The organism is Brevibacillus schisleri (genome assembly GCF_055685845.1).
In genome coordinates, this window is sequence record NZ_JBVNDM010000001.1 from 6341416 (window position 1) to 6363622 (window position 22207).

Sequence of the window (22207 nt, forward strand, 5' to 3'; positions counted from 1 at the left end):
GTTGACATGATTGAAAAGGTAATGTGTACACCTCAAATATAAAGCGTTTTCATAGGGGCTAACAACAAAATCAAAGCGCGAATTTGTCTGATCCGTTGTTGCCAAAACTTAATAGCCCACAGAAAAAAGACCTCCGCTTAGCTGCAGAAGCCTTCTCCTTATAAATTTTCCGATTCAACTTTGATCACTGTTCCAGTCTTCGTTATATCTGTTGGCTCCATGATCGCAGAAATCTCCTTTGTTTGTTCAAAGGAATGCCCAGTTGCATGAACCGACATCCCGCCTCCCAATGGCTGTTTTCCTCATGCTTGACTCTCTCCCTGCGCGAAAATTCGTGCCAAAGCACCTCTAGTTTGTCACGGATTTTCCTAAATATTCGCAGGTAGTCAAACACACAAAAAAAAAGACCGATGCGCACATGTGCACATCAGTCTTCACTTGCTTTACCGCTCGATTCCTAGCTGCGTGGTGGACGAGATTCGCCACTGCGTGGACGAGAGTCACCGCTGCGTGGACGAGAGTCACCACTGCGCGGACGAGATTCGCCACTGCGTGGGCGAGATTCGCCGCTACGTGGACGATATTCGCCATTGCGTGGGCGAGATGGACGCTTTCCGCCAAAACCGGAACCGGAACCGAAGCCACCTTTTCCTTTTGGAGGCAGCTTTTTCTTCCCTACACGAAGAGGAGCCTCTTCCGTCAGGCGAACAGGAGTCGTATCCGGCTCTTTGGTCAACAGCTTGAGTGCTGCGGATACCAACGTTACGGAATCAACATCCTCCAGCAATTGTTCTGCCAATGTTTTGTAAGCAGACAGATCATCTCTGCCAGACGCTTCCAGGATTTTGTCTACTGTCATTTTTTGTTGACCTTCCAGCGCTTCTGCCATGGAAGGAACGGCATGACGCTCCATGCGACGCTTAGTCGTACGCTCAATCAGACGCAGATGGTCGATTTCACGGGAAGTAACAAATGTGATCGCGAGACCCGTTTTACCAGCACGTCCCGTTCTACCGATACGGTGAACGTAGCTTTCGGAGTCTTGTGGAATGTCAAAGTTGAATACGTGCGTAACCCCGCTGATATCCAGACCGCGGGCTGCAACGTCAGTCGCCACCAATACTTCAATTGTACCTTCTTTGAACTTGCGCAGTACGCTGTCGCGTTTTGCCTGGTTCAGGTCTCCGTGAATACCTTCTGCTCCATAACCACGCTTGGTCAGCGCTTCGGACAGCTCATCCACTCTGCGCTTGGTTCTACCGAATACGATAGCCAGCTCAGGCGAATGAATATCCAGCAAACGGCACAGAACATCGAATTTTTGTCTTTCTGCTACTTCCATATATTGCTGTTCGATGTTTGGTACCGTTACTTCTTTTGCTTTTACTTGAATGATGGTTGGTTCGTTCATGAACTGTTGGGCGATTTCCTGAATCGCTCTCGGCATCGTTGCGGAGAACAACAGGGTTTGACGACTTTCTGGAACCTCTTTCAAGATTTCCTTAATGTCGTCGATGAAACCCATGTTCAGCATTTCATCCGCTTCGTCCAAAACAACTACCTCGATGGCATCCAGACGAATCGTTTTTCTTCTCATGTGATCCATGAAACGACCAGGTGTTGCTACGATGATTTGCGGGCGTTTTTTCAACGCCTTGATTTGACGCGTGATGTCTTGACCACCGTAGATTGGCAGGGCAGAGATGTTTTTAAATTGGGCAATTTTATTAATCTCTTCTGCCACCTGAACAGCCAGTTCACGTGTCGGGGTCAGTACAACCCCTTGAATATTTCCGTTTGTTTCATCCATGCGTTCAATCAGCGGAATACCAAATGCAGCCGTTTTACCTGTACCTGTTTGCGCCTGACCGATCAGGTCACGACCTTGCAGTGCTACAGGAACCGTTTGATCCTGAATCGCTGTAGCCTCTTCGAAACCCATGTTGCTCAATGCTCTAACAATGGAGTGGTGTAAGCCAAAATCATTAAAAGTCGCCAATGAATGTCAGTCTCCTTTATCAATACCTTCATCTATAAAATTCTCAAAAAAAAGGGCACTATTCCTTACGATCCGGAACATGCCCTTTTATCCCGATTGTACGTAGCGCCCTAAAGAACATAGCTGTAATCGTACCATGCAATGACCGAAAAAGCAAACAGCTTATATACCCAAATTGTTTGATTTTTTGGTGAGAATCTTGTAAAAATAACAAAGCAGCCCAGAATCAGGCTGCTTGTCTGTTATTCGACTATTTTACCCATTTGTTGTAAAGCTCATCAAACTTTCCTTGCAGTTTCATTTCATCCATCCACAGATCCAAGTAGTTAGCGAAAATCGTATCTCCACGGTGAATCATGTACGCTTTTTCACTCTTTGTGAACGGGTTGTCGGTCAGAGCAGCGTACAGACGGGAATCTGCTTTGGAATATACAAGCGCTTCCAGTGTATCCGTGATCATCACATCGTACTTACCGCTTGCTACCAGACCAGGAATGTCGAGGTTGTTTTGTTCAACCGTCACAGTTGCTTTTGTCAGGTGCTCACGAACGAATTTCTCGTTGGTGCCGCCTGGATTCACACCAATGCGCACCTCTGGCTTGTTAATGTCTGCTACACTCTTGTACTTGTCTTTGTCTTCTGCACGGATGAGTGGAGCTTTACCGAACATAATATAAGGATCGCTCATATGCGCTTTTTTCTGACGGTCTGTGTTGCGCGTAACGCCTCCGACAGCAATATCGAATTTATTTGCCAACAAATCATCCATCAGTGTCGGCCAAGAGGTTTGGACAAAACGCGCCTCTACTCCCAGGCTTTTTGCGAATTCCTTCATCGCATCGATATCGTAACCTTCGAATTGGTTTGTTTTCGGATTCAAATATGTAAACGGTTTGTAGTCACCTGGAGTACCTACGAGGATGTAGCCTCTCGCAATGATTTCGTCCAATCGAGACTCAAACTTCTTCGTTTGCGGTTTTTTAGCAGTTTCAGCAGCTACAGTTTGGACAGGCTTAACCGCTGTTGCGGCAAAAGCACCTGTTCCTGATGTCATGAGCATAGTTGCAGCGAGTGTGCTCGCCAAGATTGTTTGTGTGATTTTTTTCATCTGGGTTCTCCTCCTGTTAAACGGTAATGAATTTAGTTATAGAAACAAACTCCATCATCCCCTAATGGCATCCCCCCTTTCAAAAAGAGGACTTACAACCTGATGAGCTGCTTCTTATACCGTAAACCTGCCGATTCCTTGCTGTAATTCTTCCGCCACTGCGTTCAAATGCTCGACAGACTTGCCAATTTCTTGGATGGCTTGAAGCTGCTCTTCGGTTGCCCTTGCCACTGTTTGTGCGTCGAGTGAAGCATGCTTTGCAATGTTATGCATTTCGTCTACAGAAGCACTCACCTGTTGGGAGCCTGCTGACATTTGCTCAGATGCTGCGGATACTTCCAAAATGTGCGCGGCAACGTTCCGGGAAGATTCCAAAATATGCTCGAAGATTTCGCGAACCTCTTCGACCAGTTGGATACCTTGCTGTGCGTTTTGGTTACCCTCGGTCATAACCTCTACTGCGTGATGAGTATCCTGCTGGATTTCCCCGATCAGCATTGCAATTTTCGATGCGGATTCTTCGGATTGGTTCGCCAGTTTTTTCACTTCACCAGCAACTACAGCAAACCCACGTCCATGCTCGCCAGCACGTGCTGCCTCAATCGAAGCGTTCAAGGCAAGCAAATTGATTTGCGAGGTCAACTGACTGATCGTATCGAGAATGCCTTCGATTTCTTTGGAGCGATTGTTAAGCTGCTCGATGGCTACAGTCGCCTTCGAAGTTCCCTCGCCAATGCTTCCCATCTGGCGAACTGCCTGCTCTACCACAGCAGTCCCTTGCTCAGCCTGCTCTGTTGCGATCTGGGCAGCCTCAGAAACATGTGCAGACGTCTCCGCGATTTTCACGATGCCTGCTGCCATGTCAGTCATCGACAATGCGACTTCCTGCGAGCTGGATGCCTGCGCCTCTGCTCCCTCAGAAATCTGTTCGATAGACAAGCCGATTTGGTTGATGTTATCCGTCGCTTGTTTAATGCCTTCGGAGACTTCCTGACTAAAACGCTGAACTTGATCAGACGACAGTGATACGTCTTCGATCAAATTTTTCAAGTGTGATACCGTCTGGTTAAAGTCACGGGACAGAACCGCAATCTCGTCTTTTCCGTCAACCGTCACGGTCTCTTTCAAATTCCCCTGCGCCACTACATTTACTGCGTGATTCAGACGCTCAATCGGTTTCACCATGCGTACAGCCAAGAAATAAACGAGGACAACCCCAAGCGCCAATACGATGAGGGAAATAACCGTCAATCGGACTAACAGTTGATCGACAGGTGCATGTAGCTCCGCTACGGGTGCAGTGATGAATATCCCCCAGTTCAAATTGGTTGGCGCATAGGAAGCAAATCGCTCTGTATTCTCGTATTCGTATTGGGCGATTCCATGATTCCCTTGCTTGATATCTTCAAAAGCAGTCTGAAGTTCAAGAATACCCAAATTGAGAATCGATTCCTTCAGAATGTACTCGCTATTCGGATGATAAATAAATGTTCCTGTTTTGCTTACTAAAAAGGCGTAGCCTGATTGGCCAAATTTCTCTTCGGACACCTTCTTTTGGATCTCATTGATTGGAATCGTTGAACCGATATAGCCGTATTGACGATTGTCCTTCATCAATGGAACGACAAGTGTCACGATGTTATTCCCTGTCCGCTTCGAAATGACTGGCTCGGAGACAACAACCTTCCCTTCCCCTTTGCTGGCCTCCTTAATATGCGGACGATCCGAGATGTCGGTCACTTCTCCCTTGAAATTGATCACTTTCTTACCGCTTAAGTCATGCGAAAAGAAGAACGTCTCAAACTCGGGGTTTTTCTTTTGGGCTTCTTGAATGAGTTTCAGGTCTTGTTCGACATTTTGATCTGCCGACATCAACCCTCCTATCGCTCTTACAATCTCAATTTTCTCTTGAAAGAAACCATCGATACGAATCGAGAGATTGCTAGCTGACAGCTCAGCTTCTTTGTCCAGACTGTTTGCCAAAAGGTTGGAAGCACTCCAATAGCTTGCACCGCAAACCGTACCCAAACTTATCACCAGCAGCAGGCACAAAACGATAATTAGCTTATTCTTCAAACTATTTTTCATACCGAATCCCTTCTCCCTTCTCTTTTTTCAACAAAAAAAAGACTGCCTACCGACAGCCCATCATGACTACGGTATGGCAACCCGGCTGTCCTAGCTGCGAAAGTCATTTGACCTTCGTCCTTAGACCCGTGGCTTTGCGTCCCTGCCTTTCAGCAAGTTTGCCTTTGTCATTCCTTGTTGTTTTTCAATTAAGTTCACTTTTTTTCAATCTCACCTTTCATTTCCCATAACTTTCCGCCAATAAACCTCAAAATGGAAAAAAAGCTGACAACCTTTTACAGCTGTCAGCTTTTTGTCACACTTTTTGATTAGCTTAATCCAATCACTTGGCCATCCTCGTCTACATATAACGATTCCGCAGCCGGCTTTTTCGGGAGGCCTGGCATGGTAACCAGGCTTCCGGTCAGTGCCACGATGAAACCAGCTCCTGCTGATATGCGCACTTCGCTCACTTGAATCGAGAAGTCTACAGGTGCCCCCAACAGATCAGCACGATCCGTAAAAGAGTAAGGTGTTTTCGCCATGCACACAGGCAGATGGGACATGCCCATTTCTTCTACCTTTTGCATCGTTTTTAATGCCAACGGCGAAAAGACAACTCCTGATCCACGGTATACTTCTTTCACGACAGTCTCAATCTTGTCTTTAATGCTGAGGTTTTCCTCATACAAGAATCGGAAGGACGAAGGCAGTTCTGCTGCTCGAATTACTTTTTCAGCCAGCTCGACTCCGCCTGCTCCTCCTTCTGCCCACACTTTAGAGAGCGCTGCTTCGGCTCCAGCCGCTTGGCACAGTGCAATGACAGCATCAATCTCTGCTTGGGTATCTGTCGCAAAATGATTGATGGCAACCACTGCTGGCACACCGAACTTCTGTAGGTTTTCCAGATGTCGCTTGACGTTTTCGAAGCCTTTTTCCAGAGCAGACAAGTTCTCCACTGCCAAGTCAGGTACTTTTACCCCGCCGTTGTATTTCAACGAACGAACCGTAATCACCACGACAGCAGCCGACGGAGTCAGACCTGCTTTTCTGCACTTGATGTCAAAAAACTTCTCGGCCCCCAAGTCGGCACCAAATCCAGCCTCTGTTACGACGTAATCTGCCAGCTTCAAGGCCATTTTGGTTCCGATCACACTGCTGCACCCATGCGCGATATTGGCAAAAGGTCCGCCGTGAATGATGACGGGGGTTCCCTCGATTGTCTGTACGAGATTGGGCTTGATGGCTTCCTTCAAGAGAACACACATCGCATCCACCGCGTTGATTTCTTCTGCCCGTACAGGCTGATCATTGAAATCGTAGCCAATAATGATCTGGTTCAACCGCTCGCGCAAGTCTGCTAGATTCTCACTCAAGCATAAGATCGCCATGATTTCCGACGCTGTCGTAATCATGAAGCCATCTTCACGCGTCATTCCATTGCCTTCACCCAGACCAACCACGATGTTTCGCAGTGCGCGGTCGTTCATGTCCATAGCTCGTTTCCAGACGATTTTCTTTGGATTGAGCCCGCGCGGATTGCCATGGAAAATATGATTGTCGATCATCGCTGCCAACAAGTTATGTGCAGCTGTAATCGCGTGAATGTCCCCTGTAAAATGCAGGTTAATTTCATCTGCCGGGAGAATTTGTGCCTGGCCGCTTCCAGTTGCGCCTCCTTTGATCCCCATGCAAGGACCCAAGGACGGCTCGCGAAGTGCTGCCATTGTTTTCTTCCCGAGATGATTTAAAGATTGTGACAGACCAATCGTCGTGAGCGTCTTGCCTGCTCCCGCCGGATTGGGGTTCATCGCTGTAACCAGAATCAGTTTGCCATTAGGGCGATCCTTCACTTGCTCCCATAGTTCATCTGATAGTTTGGCTTTATACTTTCCGTATAGCTCCAAATGCTGTTCTTCGATACCTGCACTCTTGGCAATTTCAACAATAGACTTCATTTTTGCCTCCCTGCCACACCTGAATGTAATACACCAGTTACCAATCTTCTACATTCTGCATAATCATCCTTTCTCCTCTCCTCTTCGACACATTACGCAAAAGAAAAAGCCCACATTCCGACAAACGTTCAGAATGCAGGCTCTCTGTTATTTCCCGAAAATTTTTCCCGGATTCAAAATGCCGTTCGGGTCCAGCACATGCTTCATGGCTTGCATGACGTCCAGTGCTTCTCCATGTTCCTTGCGCTGGTATTTGATTTTCCCCACACCCACACCATGTTCTCCGGTGCAGGTTCCTCCCCGACTCAATGCGTACTCCACCAGATGCGCATTTACTTCCTCGGCACGCGCAACTTCTTCGGGGTCATTCAGGTCGATCATGAGGATGGCGTGATAGTTCCCATCCCCGACATGCCCTGCAATCGCTCCATCCAGCCCAGCGCGATCAATGGCTTGTCGGGCGTCCACAACGGCCCCTGCCAGCTCAGAAATCGGCAAGCAAACATCTGTCACCATCAGCTTTTTCCCGGGGGATTTGTGCAGGAAGGCATACGCCAGGTTATGACGAGCGTCCCAGAGCTGCGCCCTCGCTTTTGAATCGGTTTCAAAGAGAAACTGTGTGCAGCCATGTCCATCGGCGATGTACTGCGCAAGATCGATATCATACGCGAGTCCTTGTTCACTTCCGTGGAACTCGATAAACAGCGTCGGTGCTTCCGGGTAGCTCGTTTCTTTGTACAGATTCACTTGTTGGATGGAACGTTCATCAACCAGTTCAATTCGCGCTACTTGAATACCCGCTCCGAGAATATCTACGACGGTATCGACAGCATCCTGAACAGAAGGAAAGCTGGCACGCGCCGCCGTTGTCGCCTCAGGGATGCCGTAAACACGCAAGGTCAGCTCTGTGAATACACCAAGCGTTCCCTCCGACCCGACAAACAGCCCAGTAAGATGGTAGCCTGAGGAGGACTTGGCTGTCATGCTCCCTGTACGGATGATACGTCCGTCCGCCGTCACCACTTCCAGATCGCGAACCTGATCACGCATCACGCCATAGCGAACAGAAGTCGTTCCACTGGCGTTTGTAGCAGCCATCCCACCCAAAGTCGCGTCCGCGCCAGGATCGACGGAGAAAAACAATCCGTGCTTTTTCAACTCTTTATTGAGCTGGGTGCGCGTCACACCTGGCTGGACTCTCACGAGGAAATCCTTCGGTCGCACCTCCCGCACTTGGTTCATCAAGGAAAAATCCATGCTGATTCCGCCCGCATAAGGAATCGCATGGCCTTCCAGACTGCTTCCCATGCCAAACGGCGTTACCGCAATGCGCTTTTCGTTTGCCAGCTTCATGATTTGGCTGACTTCCTCTGCCGTCTGCGGAAACACGACCACATCCGGAAGATGCGGGGTATGGTACGATTCATCATGGCTGTGATGCTCCAGTATAGTGGGGTTGGTTGATACTCGTTCTTCCCCCAGCAATCCCACTAACGCTTGCTTGTAATCCACGTTGGTTCCCCCTCCGTTACTTGCTCAAGTTGACAAGGAATAAGCTGATTTCAGGAATATAGGTGATGAGCATCAAATCGACGATCATGATGACCAAAAACGGGATCACCGCTCGCTCAATCTCCGTATTCTGGAGCTTTGCAATATTTCCTGCTACCAACAAATTGATCCCAACCGGCGGCGTCAGCATACCGATGGCGGAGTTGACGACCATGATCACCCCAAATAGCACCGGATCAATGCCCAAAGAATTCGTGATCGGCAAAAGGATCGGGGTCAGGAGAATGATCGTAACCGCCGTTTCCATAAACGTCCCCAAAATGAGCAGCAAGATGTTAATGATGAGCAACGTAATGATCGTGCTGTCGGTAATCCCCAGCATGAATTGCGCAATTTCTTGCGGGATGTTTTCCCTCGTCATCAGATAGCCAAATGCATTGGCGGTCGCGATAATAAGCATGATGACCGCTGTCATGCTGGCAGAGCCCGCGAATATTTCCCCCAAGTCCCTCCACTTGATCTCCCGGTAGACGAAAAGCCCGACAACCAGACCGTATATCACGGCTACCACTGCTGCTTCTGTCGGAGTAAAGATGGCTCCGTATATACCGCCAAGGATAATGATCGGCATGAGAATCGCCAAAATGGCGTCCTTGAATGCCTCCCATATTTCTTTGGGCGTATGCTTTTCACCGCCACCCCAGCCGTTTTTCTTACTGATCCAATACGAGTACAGAATCAGTGAGATCGCTACGAGAATACCCGGTCCGATCCCGGCAATAAACAAGTCGCTAATCGAGGCACTCGCTGCTACCCCGTACAAAACCATTGGCACACTCGGAGGAATCATGACACCGATCGTTCCCCCTGTTGCATGCAAGGCCGCAGAAAACCGGACATGATACCCTTTTTTAACCATGTGCGGGATCAAAATCCCCCCTACGGCTGCCGTTGTTGCGGCAGAAGAACCCGATATCGCTGCAAAAAAGGTACAACCCATGACCGCCACGATAGCCAATCCTCCCGGAAGGTTCCCGACAATCGTATTCGCAAAACGAATCAGCCTCGCAGAGATTCCGCCTGTTTCCATCAGCTTTCCTGCCAAGAGGAAGAACGGGATCGCCATCAATGGGAAGGAATCTGTCCCGTTAAACATTTTCTGAATCACAACCAAAAGAGGAATGTTCCCCTCCAGCATAAACACGACAACGACAGACAATCCCAGTGCCACCCCGATCGGTACGTTCACAATCAGGAGCACCAACAATGTTAAAAATAAAATCGTACCCACAATCTGGTCACTCCTTCCCGGTAATGTCTTTCCATGTCACATGGATCACGTTCATGATGAGTAAGGCACCGCTGATCGGAATCACCATGTATACATAGCCCATTGGAACGAGCAGAGTGGGTGAGGTTTGTGTCATGCTTCTCGCTGATAACAAGTAACCTTGCTGAACCATGACGTAAAAAAAGACCAGACTACACAAAGCGGCAATGATCAGCACCAGCTTGTTCATGCCAGGCGACAAGTACTTTTGAATGTATTCCGTACCGATGTGTGCTTTGATCGACATTGCGTACGCTGATCCCAGAAACGTGATCCAGATCAGCAAATACCGAGCCAATTCCTCCGTCCAGGCCAAGGGCTGGTCGAGCAAAAAACGGAAAAGCACCTGCAGAAAGACAGCGATCACCATAATAGCCAGCAGGGCAATAATGAAAAAACGAAGGATGCTGTTTATTTTGGAAACAAGGTTGCCCACACACAATCTCCTTTCGCAGGAAAAAAGGGGAGAAAAGCCAGAGTGGCTCGTCTCCCTTCTGCCGTTTATTTTGTATTTACAATTTGATCCACCAGCTCTTTGCCGAACTGCCCGGAAAACTTGTCATAGACAGGCTTCATCGCATCGCGAAAAGCTTGCTTATCCACGTCTTCGGTAATGACTACACCTTTTGCTTTAATAGTGGAAATAGCCTCTTCTTCCATCTTGATCATCAACTCGCGCTCGTACTGTCCCGCTTTTTTGGCTTCCTCGGCAAGAAGTTGCTGGACATCTGCCGGGAGCTTATCCCATACAGGCTTGCTGAACAAGATCATCGCCGCTGAGTAGACATGCCCGGTGAGGGCCATTTGCGTTTGCTTGGATTCATACAACTTGTAGGTCTGCGCGACAATCGCTGGATTTTCCTGGGCATCGACGACTCCTTGTTGCAGCGCCGTCAGCGCCTCTGTCCAAGCCATCGGGGTCGGCTTCGCTCCCAATGCTTCGAATGCAGCCAGATGAATCGGATTTTCCTGCGTGCGTATCTTCAGCCCTGCCACATCCTCCGGCTTCTTGATCACCTTTGAACCGTTCGTTATATGGCGGAAGCCGTTTTCAGCCCAAGCCAGCCCGACCAGATTGGCGTTTTCCAAATCCTTGAGCAGGTCTTGTCCGACTTGTCCGTCGAGTACCTTGTACGCCTGCTCACGGCTCTCAAACAAGAACGGAAGATCCAGCACGCCCAGCTTCGGATGGAAGTTCATCACAGGCGCAGTCGAGGTAATCGACATATCCGCCGTTCCAAAGGTCAGCGCCTCTGTCAATTCACGCTCCGCTCCTAGCTGGCTCAACGGATACACCTCGATTTTTACTTTTCCGTTCGAGCGCTTGTCGACATCCTCAGCCATTTTTTTCAACGCCAAATGGTATGGATGATCCTCTGTCAGTGAATGCCCTGCTTTGAATACATAGCTTTGTCCGTCACTTTTCGACGCTTCAGTCCCCCCAGCTTGTCCAGCAGGCGGAGCAGTCTGTTGACCGCCTCCTCCTCCGCACGCCGCTAGAAATAAAGACACAGACATGATGCTCGCTAGTACGAAGCTCCCCTTCTTCCGAAACATGCGATAGTACCCCCAGTTGATTCTCTTATTTTTAAAATAATATGAAAATTTAGTCCATTTTACTAGATGCCCCTTCCACCGTCTACATTCATAACCTCGCCCGTGACAATTTTAGATAGATCAGAAGCCAAATAGAGAGCCGCCTGCGCGATATCCTCCGGCTGAATCAACATGCCCAATGGAACACTGCTGATGAAAATATCCTTTTTCCCAGCTTCTACTTCCGCTTCATCTCCATTGATAAACTTGCCCAGCATCGGCGTCTCTGCCGGCCCTGGATTGATGACATTGACCCGGATTTGAAAAGGGGCAAGCTCAATCGCCAATGCCTTGCTCAACATGATAGCAGCCCCTTTGGACGCACAGTACGCATTCAGCCCCGGACGGGCTCTGATCCCGGCAATCGAAGCGATGTTGATGATGCTGCCTTTCCCCTTCTCCTTCATGTAAGGAACCGCATGCCTTGTCGTCAAAAAGATCGACTTCGTGTTCACAGACAGGATACGATCCCACTGCTCCAGGGTCAGCTCCTCAATGGGAGTAAACGCTTGGGGAACACCCGCGCAGTTGATCAGGACATCGATCGAGCCGTACGCTTCGAGCGTCTCCTTCACGAGTGCAGCGACGCTCGTATCGTCTGCCACATCTGTTTGCACCGCATGACCTTTCCCTTGTGGCAGCTCTTGGGCGACCGCTACTGCCGCCTCTTTGTTCAAATCAGCCAGGATGACGTTGGCTCCCTCGTCCGCAAAAAGCTTCGCAATGGCCTTACCCATTCCAGACCCAGCCCCTGTTACAATCGCCGTTTTTCCTTGCAAAAGCTGCCCGCTCATAGGTTGATCACCACCATTCGCTCTTCGGTCATCTCTTCGACTGCGTAACGTGGACCTTCCTTGCCCAGTCCGCTGTTTTTGATTCCGCCGTATGGCATGATGTCATTGCGGTAGGTCGAAACGTCGTTGATCACTACGCCGCCGTACTCCAGCACGCGTGCCGCTTTCATCGCGACGTTTAAATCACGGGTAAAAATCCCCGCCTGCAAACCGTACTCCGAATCGTTGGCTTGTGTAAAAGCATCTTCAAGGTCACTGTACGGAATGATCGTGACGACGGGCGCGAACACTTCCCGGCAAACCACCTTCATCTCTGGCCTTGTATCCACCAACACAGCCGGATAAAAGAGAGCCCCCTCCCGTTTGACAGGCAAAAGCGATCTGGCCCCTTGGCTAATTGCTTCCTGTACCCATTCCTCTGTACGTCTCGCTTCTTTTTCACTGATCATCGGTCCGACATCCGTCTCCGGGTCCTCCGGGTTCCCTACCTTCAACTGATGGACATGCGAGATATACAAGCCGCTGAACGCCTGCATAACCGATTCATGCACGTAAATGCGCTGAACAGCAATGCACGCCTGGCCAGCATTGTGAAAGCTGCGGGCGGCTGTTTGACGGGCTGCCAGCTCCAAATCTGCATCGAGGTGCACGATATTGGGAGAGTTGTTGCCGAGCTCCAGCGCAACGGGACGCATGCCACTTCGCTCCTTGATGCGGCGACCGACTTCTCCTGACCCGGTAAAGGTGTACATGGCGATGCGCTCTTCATCCAGCAGCCATTCCCCTACCTGACTGCCTGCCCCTGTCACGATATTTACATAGCCTTTTGGCAGGCCCGCTTCCTCCAGGATTTCCACCAACAGAAAGGTTGCGATAGGCGTGACTGTAGCTGGCTTAACCACCAGCGTATTTCCTGCGGCAAGCGCTGGCGCGATCTTGTGCGTGCTGAGCAGCAAGGGATAGTTAAACGGCGTAATAGCGCCGATTACTCCTTTTGGCACCCGAATGGTAAAGCCCAGACGGTTTTCCGAGCCTTCCGTTGCTTGTAGCGGAATCATTTCCCCGTGAATCTTCTTGGCTTCCTCTGCTGACAAGCGCAGTGTATTGATCGTCCGATCCAGCTCATTCCTCGCGTCCTTGCGTGTTTTGCCCACTTCACGAATCAAGGATCGCTCCATCTCGTCCCGGCGTTCCTCCATGAGCTCAGAGGCTTTCAGCAAGATTTTGTATCGTTGAAAAGGAGTCAATTTGTCCGTCTTAAACGTCTCCCACGCAGCTTCCACCGCTTCTGTTACATGCTGCTGCTCAGCCTTGGCAATACGCGCGATGCACTCGCCTGTGTATTTATGAAGGACGGGGATGTAGCTCTCGGTCTTCACCCATTCTCCACCGATGTACAAATCATACGATCTCGCTTCCATGTCCTCTTCCTCCCTCATATTTATCTCGTTGTTTGATAGATGTGGCGAACGATTTCGTCTCCCAATTCTTTTGTGGTCGCCGCCCCCCCAAGATCAGGAGTGAGCACCTTACCATCTTGCAAAACGTTTTCGATAGCGTTCATGATGACAGCACTGAGCTCTGGCAGATCGAGATGATCCATCATCATGGCGATGCTCCATACTTGTGCGATCGGATTGGCGATTCCTTTGCCCGCGATATCTGGCGCAGAGCCGTGAATGGGCTCAAACATGGAAGGGTACTTGCGCTCCGGATTGATGTTCGCAGAAGGAGCCAAGCCCAAACCTCCAACGATTGCCGCCCCGAGATCAGTCAAAATGTCCCCAAACAAGTTGCTCGCGACAACGACGTCAAACGTTTCTGGTCGCGTGATGAAATAGGCAGCGAGTGCGTCGATGTGATACAGATTGGTCTGGATTCCCGGGTATTCCTGACTGACTTCCTTGACGATCTCATCCCAAAACGGCATGGAATGGTTGATGCCATTGGACTTCGTTGCTGCGGTCACGCTCTTTTTCGAACGCTTTTCCGCCAGTGCGTAAGCGTACTTGAGGATGCGCTCTGTGCCATACCGGGTAAATACGTTGTTTTGCACCGCCATTTCGTACGGTGTCCCCTGATGCATCCGCCCGCCCATATTGGAGTACTCACCCTCTGTATTCTCCCGCACCACGACGAAATCGAGATCGGCATGGTCCTTATAGCGAAGAGGGCTTTCCAGACCTTTGAGCAGCTTGACCGGGCGAAGGTTCACATACTGCTGGAATGCCCGTCGAATCGGCAAGATCAACTCCCACACAGAGACATGGTCAGGTACCTCAGGCGCACCGATTGCACCAAGCAGAATCAAATCATAGTCTTTTAAAATGTGGAGTCCATTCTCCGGCATCATTTTGCCGTGTTGGAGATAGTAGCTACAGTTCCAATCCATGACATCACGGGCAAACCGAATGCCGCCGTGACTCTCTTCTATGGCTCCCAGCACCTTCAGACCTTCTTCCATGACCTCGGGACCGATTCCGTCTCCTGGAATTACTGCAATGGAATAGTATAGCAACGGTCTCCCTCCTAAAAATCTAAATTTTTCGACTTCACACCACACTATCCACTTGCATGATTAATGCCAAGCTCCGTATCATGCACCCTGACCGGATAAAAGTCTTCCATCCGTTCCACTCCATGCATCACTCGAATGGTGACATTGCAAGATAACGCAACAAAATGTTGCAACACCCATTGCAACATTTGTTCACGCCAAGCGACATTGTCTTACTTTTATTTCCAAATGGTGATTTTATCGAATTCTCCCGCCATGCCACAAACTGTATTCGAAAAATGACAATTGCTGTAAGCTTGCGACCCAAAATTACTCGTATCTCGGCTGTACCCCTAGATGTGCTACGGCTTTCCTTTGATGGAAAAGAAACAGCAACCATTCATAAATCCGGTTGCTGTTGTATCTCTCATTTTGGTTACTCAACATAACTATGTACAACATTGTGCTACTTTCAATTCATCACTTCTTCTTATCCATAAAGATCCGTCTTCTTTAATCATATAATCAATTTTATTACTCTTTAAAGCTTCTATCTGCTCTGAAGATGGTCCATCAGAGTATCTATAGTAATCATTTCCAGTCCCCACATATAAAAATCCAAATACTAGCACCATAACTATTGCTGTTGCAGCCAAAGACACGATTAATTTATTCTTCATAAATATCACCTTCTTTCAAAAAGGAGAATCAGGAATGATTATTCCTGATTCTCTTTTTTCTTACGTAGTAGGGGGGAAGATCTTGATCTGCATAATCCTCTTCTTTACCTGTAAATCTCTCTAGTGTCCAGGTACTCTCTTTTTTGTTTGGTTTATTTATTTTTTTAAGCTTTCCGCTTTTGTATAACTCATCAATCGCAATTTTAACGTCTGAACGACTGCTATCACTGTCTATCCCCTCTTGTGCTGCTTTGTATCGTCCTTCTTCATTTAGATGCAATCACCATTTTTTGTAAGTGTGTGACCCAGAATTACTCGTATCTCGGATGTACGCCATTATGACTATTCCTGATTAATCGGTGCCCCAATCTGGTATTCTTCTATTTTGCGATACAAGGTATTGCGTCCGATTTGCAGCATTTTGGCCGCTTTGCTTACATTACCGCCACTTTTCTCGAGCGCCTTTTTGATCGCTTTTCTCTCTGTTTCTCGCAACGAAGGAATGTCATGATCCGCAGACTTAGACGTATCGGCTTCCATCAATCCCTCCAACTGGATGTGATCGCAATCAATGGTGTTCCCCTCTGCCAAAAACACCGCTTGAATCAGCACGCCTTGCAGTTCCCGGATATTGCCCGGCCACGAATAAGCACGCAACTTATCCTTTGCCTCCGTGCTCAGTATGTACGGTTGTTCTGTGTCGATCTGCTGTAATAGATGCTCCGCCACCTGGATGATATCACTGCGCTTTTTCAACGACGGCAAATGAATGGAGACTCCTTTGAGCCGGTAGTACAGGTCAGCCCGAAAACGTCCCGCCTTGATCTCCTCTGACAGGTTTCGATGCGTAGCGGCAATGATCCGCGCATAAATCGGGCGGGATTGATTGCTCCCCACCGGGGTGACGACCTTTTCCTGCAAAACGCGCAAAAGTGCCGCTTGCGCACGCAAAGACATATCCCCGATCTCATCCAAAAAGATCGTGCCTCTTTTCGCCGCTTCAAACTTTCCGATTCTACCTTCCCGATGTGCTCCCGTGAATGATCCACTTTCATATCCAAACAATTCACTCTCGATTAAATTTTCTGGAATTGAACTGCAGTTCACTGCAATAAAAGGCTCATGCGAACGCGGCCCTGTCTCATGGACCATTTGAGCGAACAGCTCTTTTCCGGTACCGCTCTCCCCCAAAATGATCACAGGAAAATCTACCTGTGCCGCCTTTTGTCCGAGCATCTTTGCCTGCAAGAAGAGCGGGCATGAACCAGCTAGACGCGGAAACGGCTTCAGCTGTACGTTGGGTGCCGCAGACCAAAAACGCGGGCGATGATCTTTCACATGACGGCCAGCACGTTCTTGCTCCGCACTTACTCTTGTTCCCAAGGCTTCCTTTCCGAGCTGCTGTTGCGAGGCCTCATTTAGGCCCACGATACGCTCGTCCCGATCCAAGCCGACGAATGCCAGCTTCCCTCGACCATCTCCTGGGCGTGTTGAAGTTGGTAAGGCAATCACGCGCTCCGCATCTGCTAACAAAAAGCGGTTTTGCAGCGCCTCTGCGATCATGCAAGCAATGGTTAGGGCAAACGGATGAGAATATTCTTTACGCGTACTTATGTCAATGATGCCTAATAGCTCACCCGCTGGAGAAAAAATAGGTGCCGCCGAGCATGCAAGAAAGCGATTTTCCAAAAAGTAATGCTGCTCTCCCTGTACCTGAATCGGTTGTTGTGCGATCAGTGCTGTCCCAATCGCATTGGTTCCTTTGTAGTTTTCTGTCCAATTCGCTCCGATTTGCAGCTGTACTTTTTGTGCCTGGTTGGCGAAGACCGGGTCCCCGATCGTTTGAATAATATTGCCTTCCCGGTCAGACAAGAGTGCGATGTGCTCTGTCGATAACAAAAAGGGAGCAAGCTTGTTAAAAAGCGGGAGACTCTCACGAATCAGAGGGTGATTATCCTGAATGATTTCTTTGATTCGTCGGGCAGAAATGATTTGATCATTGGTCTTCTCCGTAGCCTTGAGGTTCGATTCCTGACAGCGCTTCCAAGATTGCTGAACAATCGTCGACAACACGATTCCCTCCCCCAAAAATCATTCCCCCTCAGTATAACATGAGAGTCTTTGCTATAGAAAAAACCAGTCGAACCACGAGCACATTTGTCCGACTGGCTGCTATTTATCTGAACTTCCGCGAATAGAAAAATTCCGTAATTGGCGCCACAATGAACGTCAAACCGACGACAACTGCCAACGGAATATTTTGAATGTCATTGAGTGCAGTAACCCCTTCCGACAGGAACAGGACCGCAGCAGACAGCACCATAAGCGCATAGTATCCGATTCTCGCACTTTGCGTCTTGATATGCTTGTCCAATTCGTCACTTTCACTGTATTTCCCGCCCTCGTAGTCTCCCCAGGTGATCGAGTTCAACAAGTACGACAGTGCAATGCAACCGAAAATGATTGTGCTTACATCCAGCATCTCATAACGAACCCACCGATAGCCTCCGTGCCCTGCAATCGCCAACAATAGGATGGATGAAACAATCACGTTGAACTTTTTCATAGCTTCTCTACTCCTCACTGTATGGTTGAAACAGCTCGTCAATCGTTACCCCTAAATTGCTCGCCAAATCAAAAGCCAATTGTAGGCTCGGGTCGTATTTGTTGTTCTCGATCGCATTGATCGTCTGTCTGCTAACCTTGCACAGCTCAGCCAGCCTGCCTTGCGAGATGTTCCCTTTTTCTCGAAATTCCTTTATTCGATTTTTCATGGAGCTGTTCACCTTCCATTTACAGGTGGGTGTAAAAAACCTTTTACACCCAAACTATAGAGCAAGACAACGAGACATGTCAAACATGTTTTACACCCCTAGCCGTCATCGGTCATTTTCCGACAGATATCCACTCCTTTGTCCCAATACGGAACACAACATGATCCATTATGGAACAATTTCTACCCTCATCTACTCAAGAAAACGCTGTCATTTCGAGCTTTTTCACGTTGGTACAAGACTTGCTTTTAGAGAGGACTGTAAAGAAATATGTGATAAATGAGGAGGCGCTCGCAATGATCTATGCTCAGCCCGGCCAAGCCGGCTCCAAGGTGACTTTCAAAAATCGTTATGAAAACTACATCGGGGGTAATTGGGTTCCGCCAGTAAAAGGTGAGTATTTCGAAAACGTATCACCTGTAACAGGCAAGGTTTTTTGCGAGGTAGCCCGCTCGACAGCCGAAGATATTGAGCTGGCACTGGACGCTGCCCATGAAGCAAAAGACGCGTGGGGCCGTACCTCTGTTGCACAACGCGCAAATATTTTGTTAAAAATCGCGGATCGGATGGAAGCAAATCTGGAGATGCTGGCAAACGCAGAGACGTGGGAAAACGGCAAGCCCGTTCGTGAAACACTCGCGGCCGACATCCCGCTGGCGATTGACCATTTCCGTTACTTCGCCGGAGCGATCCGCGCTCAAGAAAGTACACTCGCCGAAATCGATAACGATACGGTCGCTTATCATTTCCATGAGCCACTCGGTGTCGTTGGTCAAATTATTCCTTGGAACTTCCCGCTCCTCATGGCTACTTGGAAGCTGGCTCCAGCCTTGGCAGCGGGCAACTGCGTCGTCCTCAAGCCAGCGGAGCAAACACCTGCTTCCATCTTGGTGCTGATGGAGCTGGTCGGCGACCTGCTCCCTCCTGGTGTCGTCAACGTCGTGAACGGCTTCGGTCTGGAAGCGGGTAAACCTCTCGCTTCAAGCAATCGCATCGCGAAAATCGCCTTTACGGGTGAAACGACGACAGGTCGCTTGATCATGCAATACGCTTCCCAAAATATTATTCCGGTGACGCTGGAGCTGGGCGGAAAATCGCCAAACATCTTCTTCCCGGATGTGGCTGCAAAAGACGATGCCTTCTTTAACAAAGCCATTGAAGGATTCGTACTGTTTGCGCTCAACCAAGGCGAGGTTTGCACATGCCCATCCCGCGCGCTCATCCACGAAAGCATCTACGACCAATTTATGGAGCGTGCCCTGCAACGCGTAGCCAATATCAAGCAAGGAAATCCGCTCGATACAGATACGATGATCGGCGCGCAAGCTTCTTTGGAGCAGGTAGAAAAAATCCTCTCCTACCTGGATATCGGCAAACAAGAAGGAGCCGAATGCCTGATTGGAGGATCTCGTGCACAGCTTGCAGGTGAACTCGAGGGCGGCTACTACATCCAGCCAACTGTCTTTAAAGGCCACAACAAGATGCGTATCTTCCAGGAAGAAATCTTCGGTCCGGTCGTCTCCGTAACGACCTTCAAGGATACAGAAGAAGCGCTCGCCATGGCAAATGATACGCTGTATGGCTTGGGTGCTGGTGTATGGACACGCGACACGAATACAGCCTACCGCATGGGCCGCGAAATCCAGGCTGGTCGCGTATGGACCAACTGCTACCATGCTTACCCGGCTCACGCAGCGTTTGGCGGCTACAAAATGTCCGGTATTGGCCGCGAGACACACAAAATGATGCTGTCTCACTACCAACAAACGAAAAACCTGCTGGTCAGCTACAGCGATCAAGCTCTGGGCTTCTTTTGATCAATGAGCCAGCCAGAAAAAGTGCTCGCGACAGATGCTGCACTGGCACTAATTGAACGGCTTCGCGGCAAACACGGTGACCTGATGTTTCACCAGTCAGGGGGCTGCTGCGATGGGAGCTCCCCCATGTGTTACCCGCTCGGAGAATTTCTCGTGGGTGAGCAGGACATCCTGTTAGGCGAGATCGGTGGCTGCCCGTTCTACATGGGCAAAGCCCAGTATGAGTATTGGAAGCATACGCAGCTCATCATTGACGTCGTGAATGGGCGGGGCGGAATGTTTTCGCTGGAAGGGCCTGAGGGGGTACGCTTCCTCACACGTTCACGGGTATTTCCCGAATCATAAAAAAAGGAAGACCGCTCCCGCCCTTCGTTGGCTGGAACGGTCTTTTTTTGCTTGGTTTGCTATCTGGATTTTTTGCGAGAAGTACGATTTGCAGGAGCAGCGCTTGTCCTTTTGCCTAGTTTCGCATTTGGACGGGCGGAACTGCGTTGTGCAGATACTGGCTTCTTGCTAGAGCCGCTAGACTTACGATCAAAACCGCTTGCTGCACGGTTTCCTTCCTTCGGCTTACGTCCAGTACCTCCTGCTGCTCGATTACCGTCCTTCGGCTTACGATCAAAACCTCCTGCTGCTCGGTCACGTTCCTTCGGCTTACGATCGAAACCTCCTGCTACACGGTCACGTTCCTTCGGCTTACGATCGAAACCTCCTGCTACACGGTCACGTTCCTTCGGCTTACGCTCAAAACCGCCGCTCTTTTGTTGACGCCCTTCCCCATCTCTTCGGCGTTCCCCAGAGCCTTGCTGTCTTCGCTCAGCTGGCTTCCCTTTGCCTCTACCTTGCTTGTCCCCGCGACGCTCGCCCTTCCCGGATCGATCAGGCTCAGACTTTTGCTGTCGTGTCTGTTTCTTTTGATCACCCGGTTCCCCGCGATCCATTTCACGCCGCTCCAGAGACAGATTGATCCCTTCTTCAATCTCCCTGAGCTGCCCCCAATCCTTCGGCGCTACCAAGGTAAAAGCGGTCCCTTTTTCCTTGGCTCGCCCCGTTCTGCCAATCCGGTGTATATAGCTGTCCACATCTTCCGGGATATCATAATTGAAAACGTGCGTGACTCCCTCGACATCAAGCCCACGCGCTGCCACATCAGTTGCGACCAAATACTGAATCCTAGCCTCGCGGAATCGCTTCATGACATCCTCGCGCTTCGCCTGTGACAAATCGCCGTGCAGCTCGTCAGACATATAATCGAGACCTTGCAGCTCTGCATTTAACTTACTGGCTCTGCGCTTTGTTCGGCAAAAGATCACCGCCAGAAACGGCCGTTGTTCATCCAGCAGACTGCACAGTGTAGCTTGCTTCGCACGATCTGTGGTCTCCACTGCAATTTGGCGAATATCATCTAACGTAATTCGCTTGCCCTGCACTTTGATGTTTTCCGGCTTTTGCATAAAGCGCTTCGCAAGAGATTGCACCTGCTCTGACATGGTGGCCGAAAACAGCAAGGTCTGTTTTTCAAAAGGTGTATTTGCCATAATATCTTCTACCTCAGGCAAAAAACCCATATGAAGCATTTGGTCCGCCTCATCCAGGACAAACATCGAAACCTGCGATAAATTGATCGTCCCTCTTCGCAGATGATCTAGCAAACGGCCCGGTGTCGCGATGACCACATGTATTTTTCCTTTCAGCTTTCTCAGTTGCTGATTGACATCTTGTCCACCATAAACCGCGAGTACTTGGATGTCTTCCAGCTTTTCCGTCAGCTTCTTTACCTCTGCCGTAATTTGCAAGGCAAGCTCCCGCGTAGGGGTAAGAATCAACGCCTGAACATGCGTCGCTTGTGGATCCGCGTTTTCCAAGATCGGCAGGACAAATGCGAGTGTCTTCCCGGTTCCCGTCTGTGCTTGCGCGATTACATCTTTTCCTTCCAGAACAACAGGAATTGCTTTTTCCTGAATCGGTGTAGGCTCGGTAATCCCGTTTGCTTGTAGAGCATCTATCAGTTCCTTATGTATTCCCAATCCCAAAAAATCAGCCAGTTTCGCCATCTCCATTCATAAATCAAATCC

At 49.4% G+C, this 22207-nt stretch carries 18 protein-coding genes and 1 riboswitch; of the genes, 2 read left to right on the forward strand and 16 right to left on the reverse strand.

What is annotated here, in order from left to right:
* Positions 1–457 precede the first annotated feature (457 nt).
* The 15 genes from cshA to ACUUHJ_RS30110 form a co-directional block, all read right to left on the reverse strand.
* Entirely contained in the window at positions 458–1999 is a 1542-nt protein-coding gene (gene cshA / locus ACUUHJ_RS30040; RefSeq protein ID WP_289675079.1) for a degradosome RNA helicase CshA, read from the reverse strand.
* 250 nt (positions 2000–2249) lie between these two features.
* Positions 2250–3107: a transporter substrate-binding domain-containing protein gene (locus ACUUHJ_RS30045; RefSeq protein ID WP_289675081.1), complete on the reverse strand. Its 858-nt coding sequence runs from the start codon at positions 3105–3107 to the stop codon at positions 2250–2252.
* A gap of 114 nt (positions 3108–3221) precedes the next feature.
* Entirely contained in the window at positions 3222–5195 is a 1974-nt protein-coding gene (locus ACUUHJ_RS30050; RefSeq protein ID WP_289675083.1) for a methyl-accepting chemotaxis protein, read from the reverse strand.
* Between the two features lie 72 nt (positions 5196–5267).
* A riboswitch (cyclic di-GMP riboswitch) is annotated at positions 5268–5368 on the reverse strand.
* A 135-nt stretch (positions 5369–5503) separates the two neighbouring features.
* A complete protein-coding gene (locus ACUUHJ_RS30055) occupies positions 5504–7162 on the reverse strand; it encodes a formate--tetrahydrofolate ligase (protein WP_472301255.1) in 1659 nt (552 codons plus the stop codon).
* Positions 7163–7279: 117 nt separating this feature from the next.
* Complete coding sequence (locus ACUUHJ_RS30060; protein ID WP_472300847.1) at positions 7280–8644, reverse strand: FAD-binding oxidoreductase; 1365 nt, start codon at positions 8642–8644, stop codon at positions 7280–7282.
* A gap of 16 nt (positions 8645–8660) precedes the next feature.
* The gene (locus ACUUHJ_RS30065) at positions 8661–9935 is read right to left on the reverse strand and encodes a TRAP transporter large permease (RefSeq protein ID WP_472300849.1); all 1275 of its coding nucleotides are present in this window, start codon (positions 9933–9935) and stop codon (positions 8661–8663) included.
* A gap of 7 nt (positions 9936–9942) precedes the next feature.
* Positions 9943–10410: a TRAP transporter small permease gene (locus ACUUHJ_RS30070; RefSeq protein ID WP_289675086.1), complete on the reverse strand. Its 468-nt coding sequence runs from the start codon at positions 10408–10410 to the stop codon at positions 9943–9945.
* A gap of 65 nt (positions 10411–10475) precedes the next feature.
* Positions 10476–11531 (reverse strand): TRAP transporter substrate-binding protein, encoded by a 1056-nt coding sequence (locus ACUUHJ_RS30075; protein ID WP_087350432.1) that lies wholly within the window; start codon positions 11529–11531, stop codon positions 10476–10478.
* 62 nt (positions 11532–11593) lie between these two features.
* The gene (locus ACUUHJ_RS30080) at positions 11594–12364 is read right to left on the reverse strand and encodes an SDR family oxidoreductase (protein WP_472300851.1); all 771 of its coding nucleotides are present in this window, start codon (positions 12362–12364) and stop codon (positions 11594–11596) included.
* Positions 12361–13785, reverse strand: coding sequence for an aldehyde dehydrogenase family protein (locus tag ACUUHJ_RS30085; protein ID WP_472300853.1), 1425 nt, complete (start codon positions 13783–13785; stop codon positions 12361–12363). The genes ACUUHJ_RS30080 and ACUUHJ_RS30085 overlap by 4 nt, the downstream gene beginning before the upstream one ends.
* A 20-nt stretch (positions 13786–13805) precedes the next feature.
* Positions 13806–14882, reverse strand: coding sequence for a tartrate dehydrogenase (locus ACUUHJ_RS30090; protein WP_472300855.1), 1077 nt, complete (start codon positions 14880–14882; stop codon positions 13806–13808).
* 428 nt (positions 14883–15310) lie between these two features.
* The gene (locus ACUUHJ_RS30095) at positions 15311–15541 is read right to left on the reverse strand and encodes a hypothetical protein (RefSeq protein WP_106779205.1); all 231 of its coding nucleotides are present in this window, start codon (positions 15539–15541) and stop codon (positions 15311–15313) included.
* A 342-nt stretch (positions 15542–15883) separates the two neighbouring features.
* The gene (locus ACUUHJ_RS30100; protein ID WP_472301256.1) at positions 15884–17611 is read right to left on the reverse strand and encodes a sigma-54-dependent Fis family transcriptional regulator; all 1728 of its coding nucleotides are present in this window, start codon (positions 17609–17611) and stop codon (positions 15884–15886) included.
* Between the two features lie 106 nt (positions 17612–17717).
* Positions 17718–18107 carry a hypothetical protein gene (locus ACUUHJ_RS30105; protein WP_106779201.1) on the reverse strand — a complete coding sequence of 130 codons (390 nt, stop codon included), beginning with the start codon at positions 18105–18107 and terminating at the stop codon, positions 17718–17720.
* Positions 18108–18114: 7 nt separating this feature from the next.
* Complete coding sequence (locus ACUUHJ_RS30110) at positions 18115–18315, reverse strand: helix-turn-helix transcriptional regulator (protein WP_047070021.1); 201 nt, start codon at positions 18313–18315, stop codon at positions 18115–18117.
* Positions 18316–18611: 296 nt separating this feature from the next.
* Here ACUUHJ_RS30110 and adh point away from each other — a divergent pair, with 296 nt between their 5' ends.
* Positions 18612–20132, forward strand: coding sequence for an aldehyde dehydrogenase (gene adh, locus ACUUHJ_RS30115; protein WP_106779198.1), 1521 nt, complete (start codon positions 18612–18614; stop codon positions 20130–20132).
* 3 nt (positions 20133–20135) lie between these two features.
* Positions 20136–20477, forward strand: a complete 342-nt coding sequence (locus ACUUHJ_RS30120) for a DUF779 domain-containing protein (protein ID WP_289675094.1) — start codon at positions 20136–20138, stop codon at positions 20475–20477.
* A 59-nt stretch (positions 20478–20536) separates the two neighbouring features.
* On the opposite strand, the gene ACUUHJ_RS30125 is transcribed toward ACUUHJ_RS30120, so the two are convergent.
* On the reverse strand, positions 20537–22192 hold the full coding sequence (locus tag ACUUHJ_RS30125; protein WP_472300856.1) for a DEAD/DEAH box helicase: 1656 nt from the start codon (positions 22190–22192) through the stop codon (positions 20537–20539).
* Positions 22193–22207: the final 15 nt, after the last annotated feature.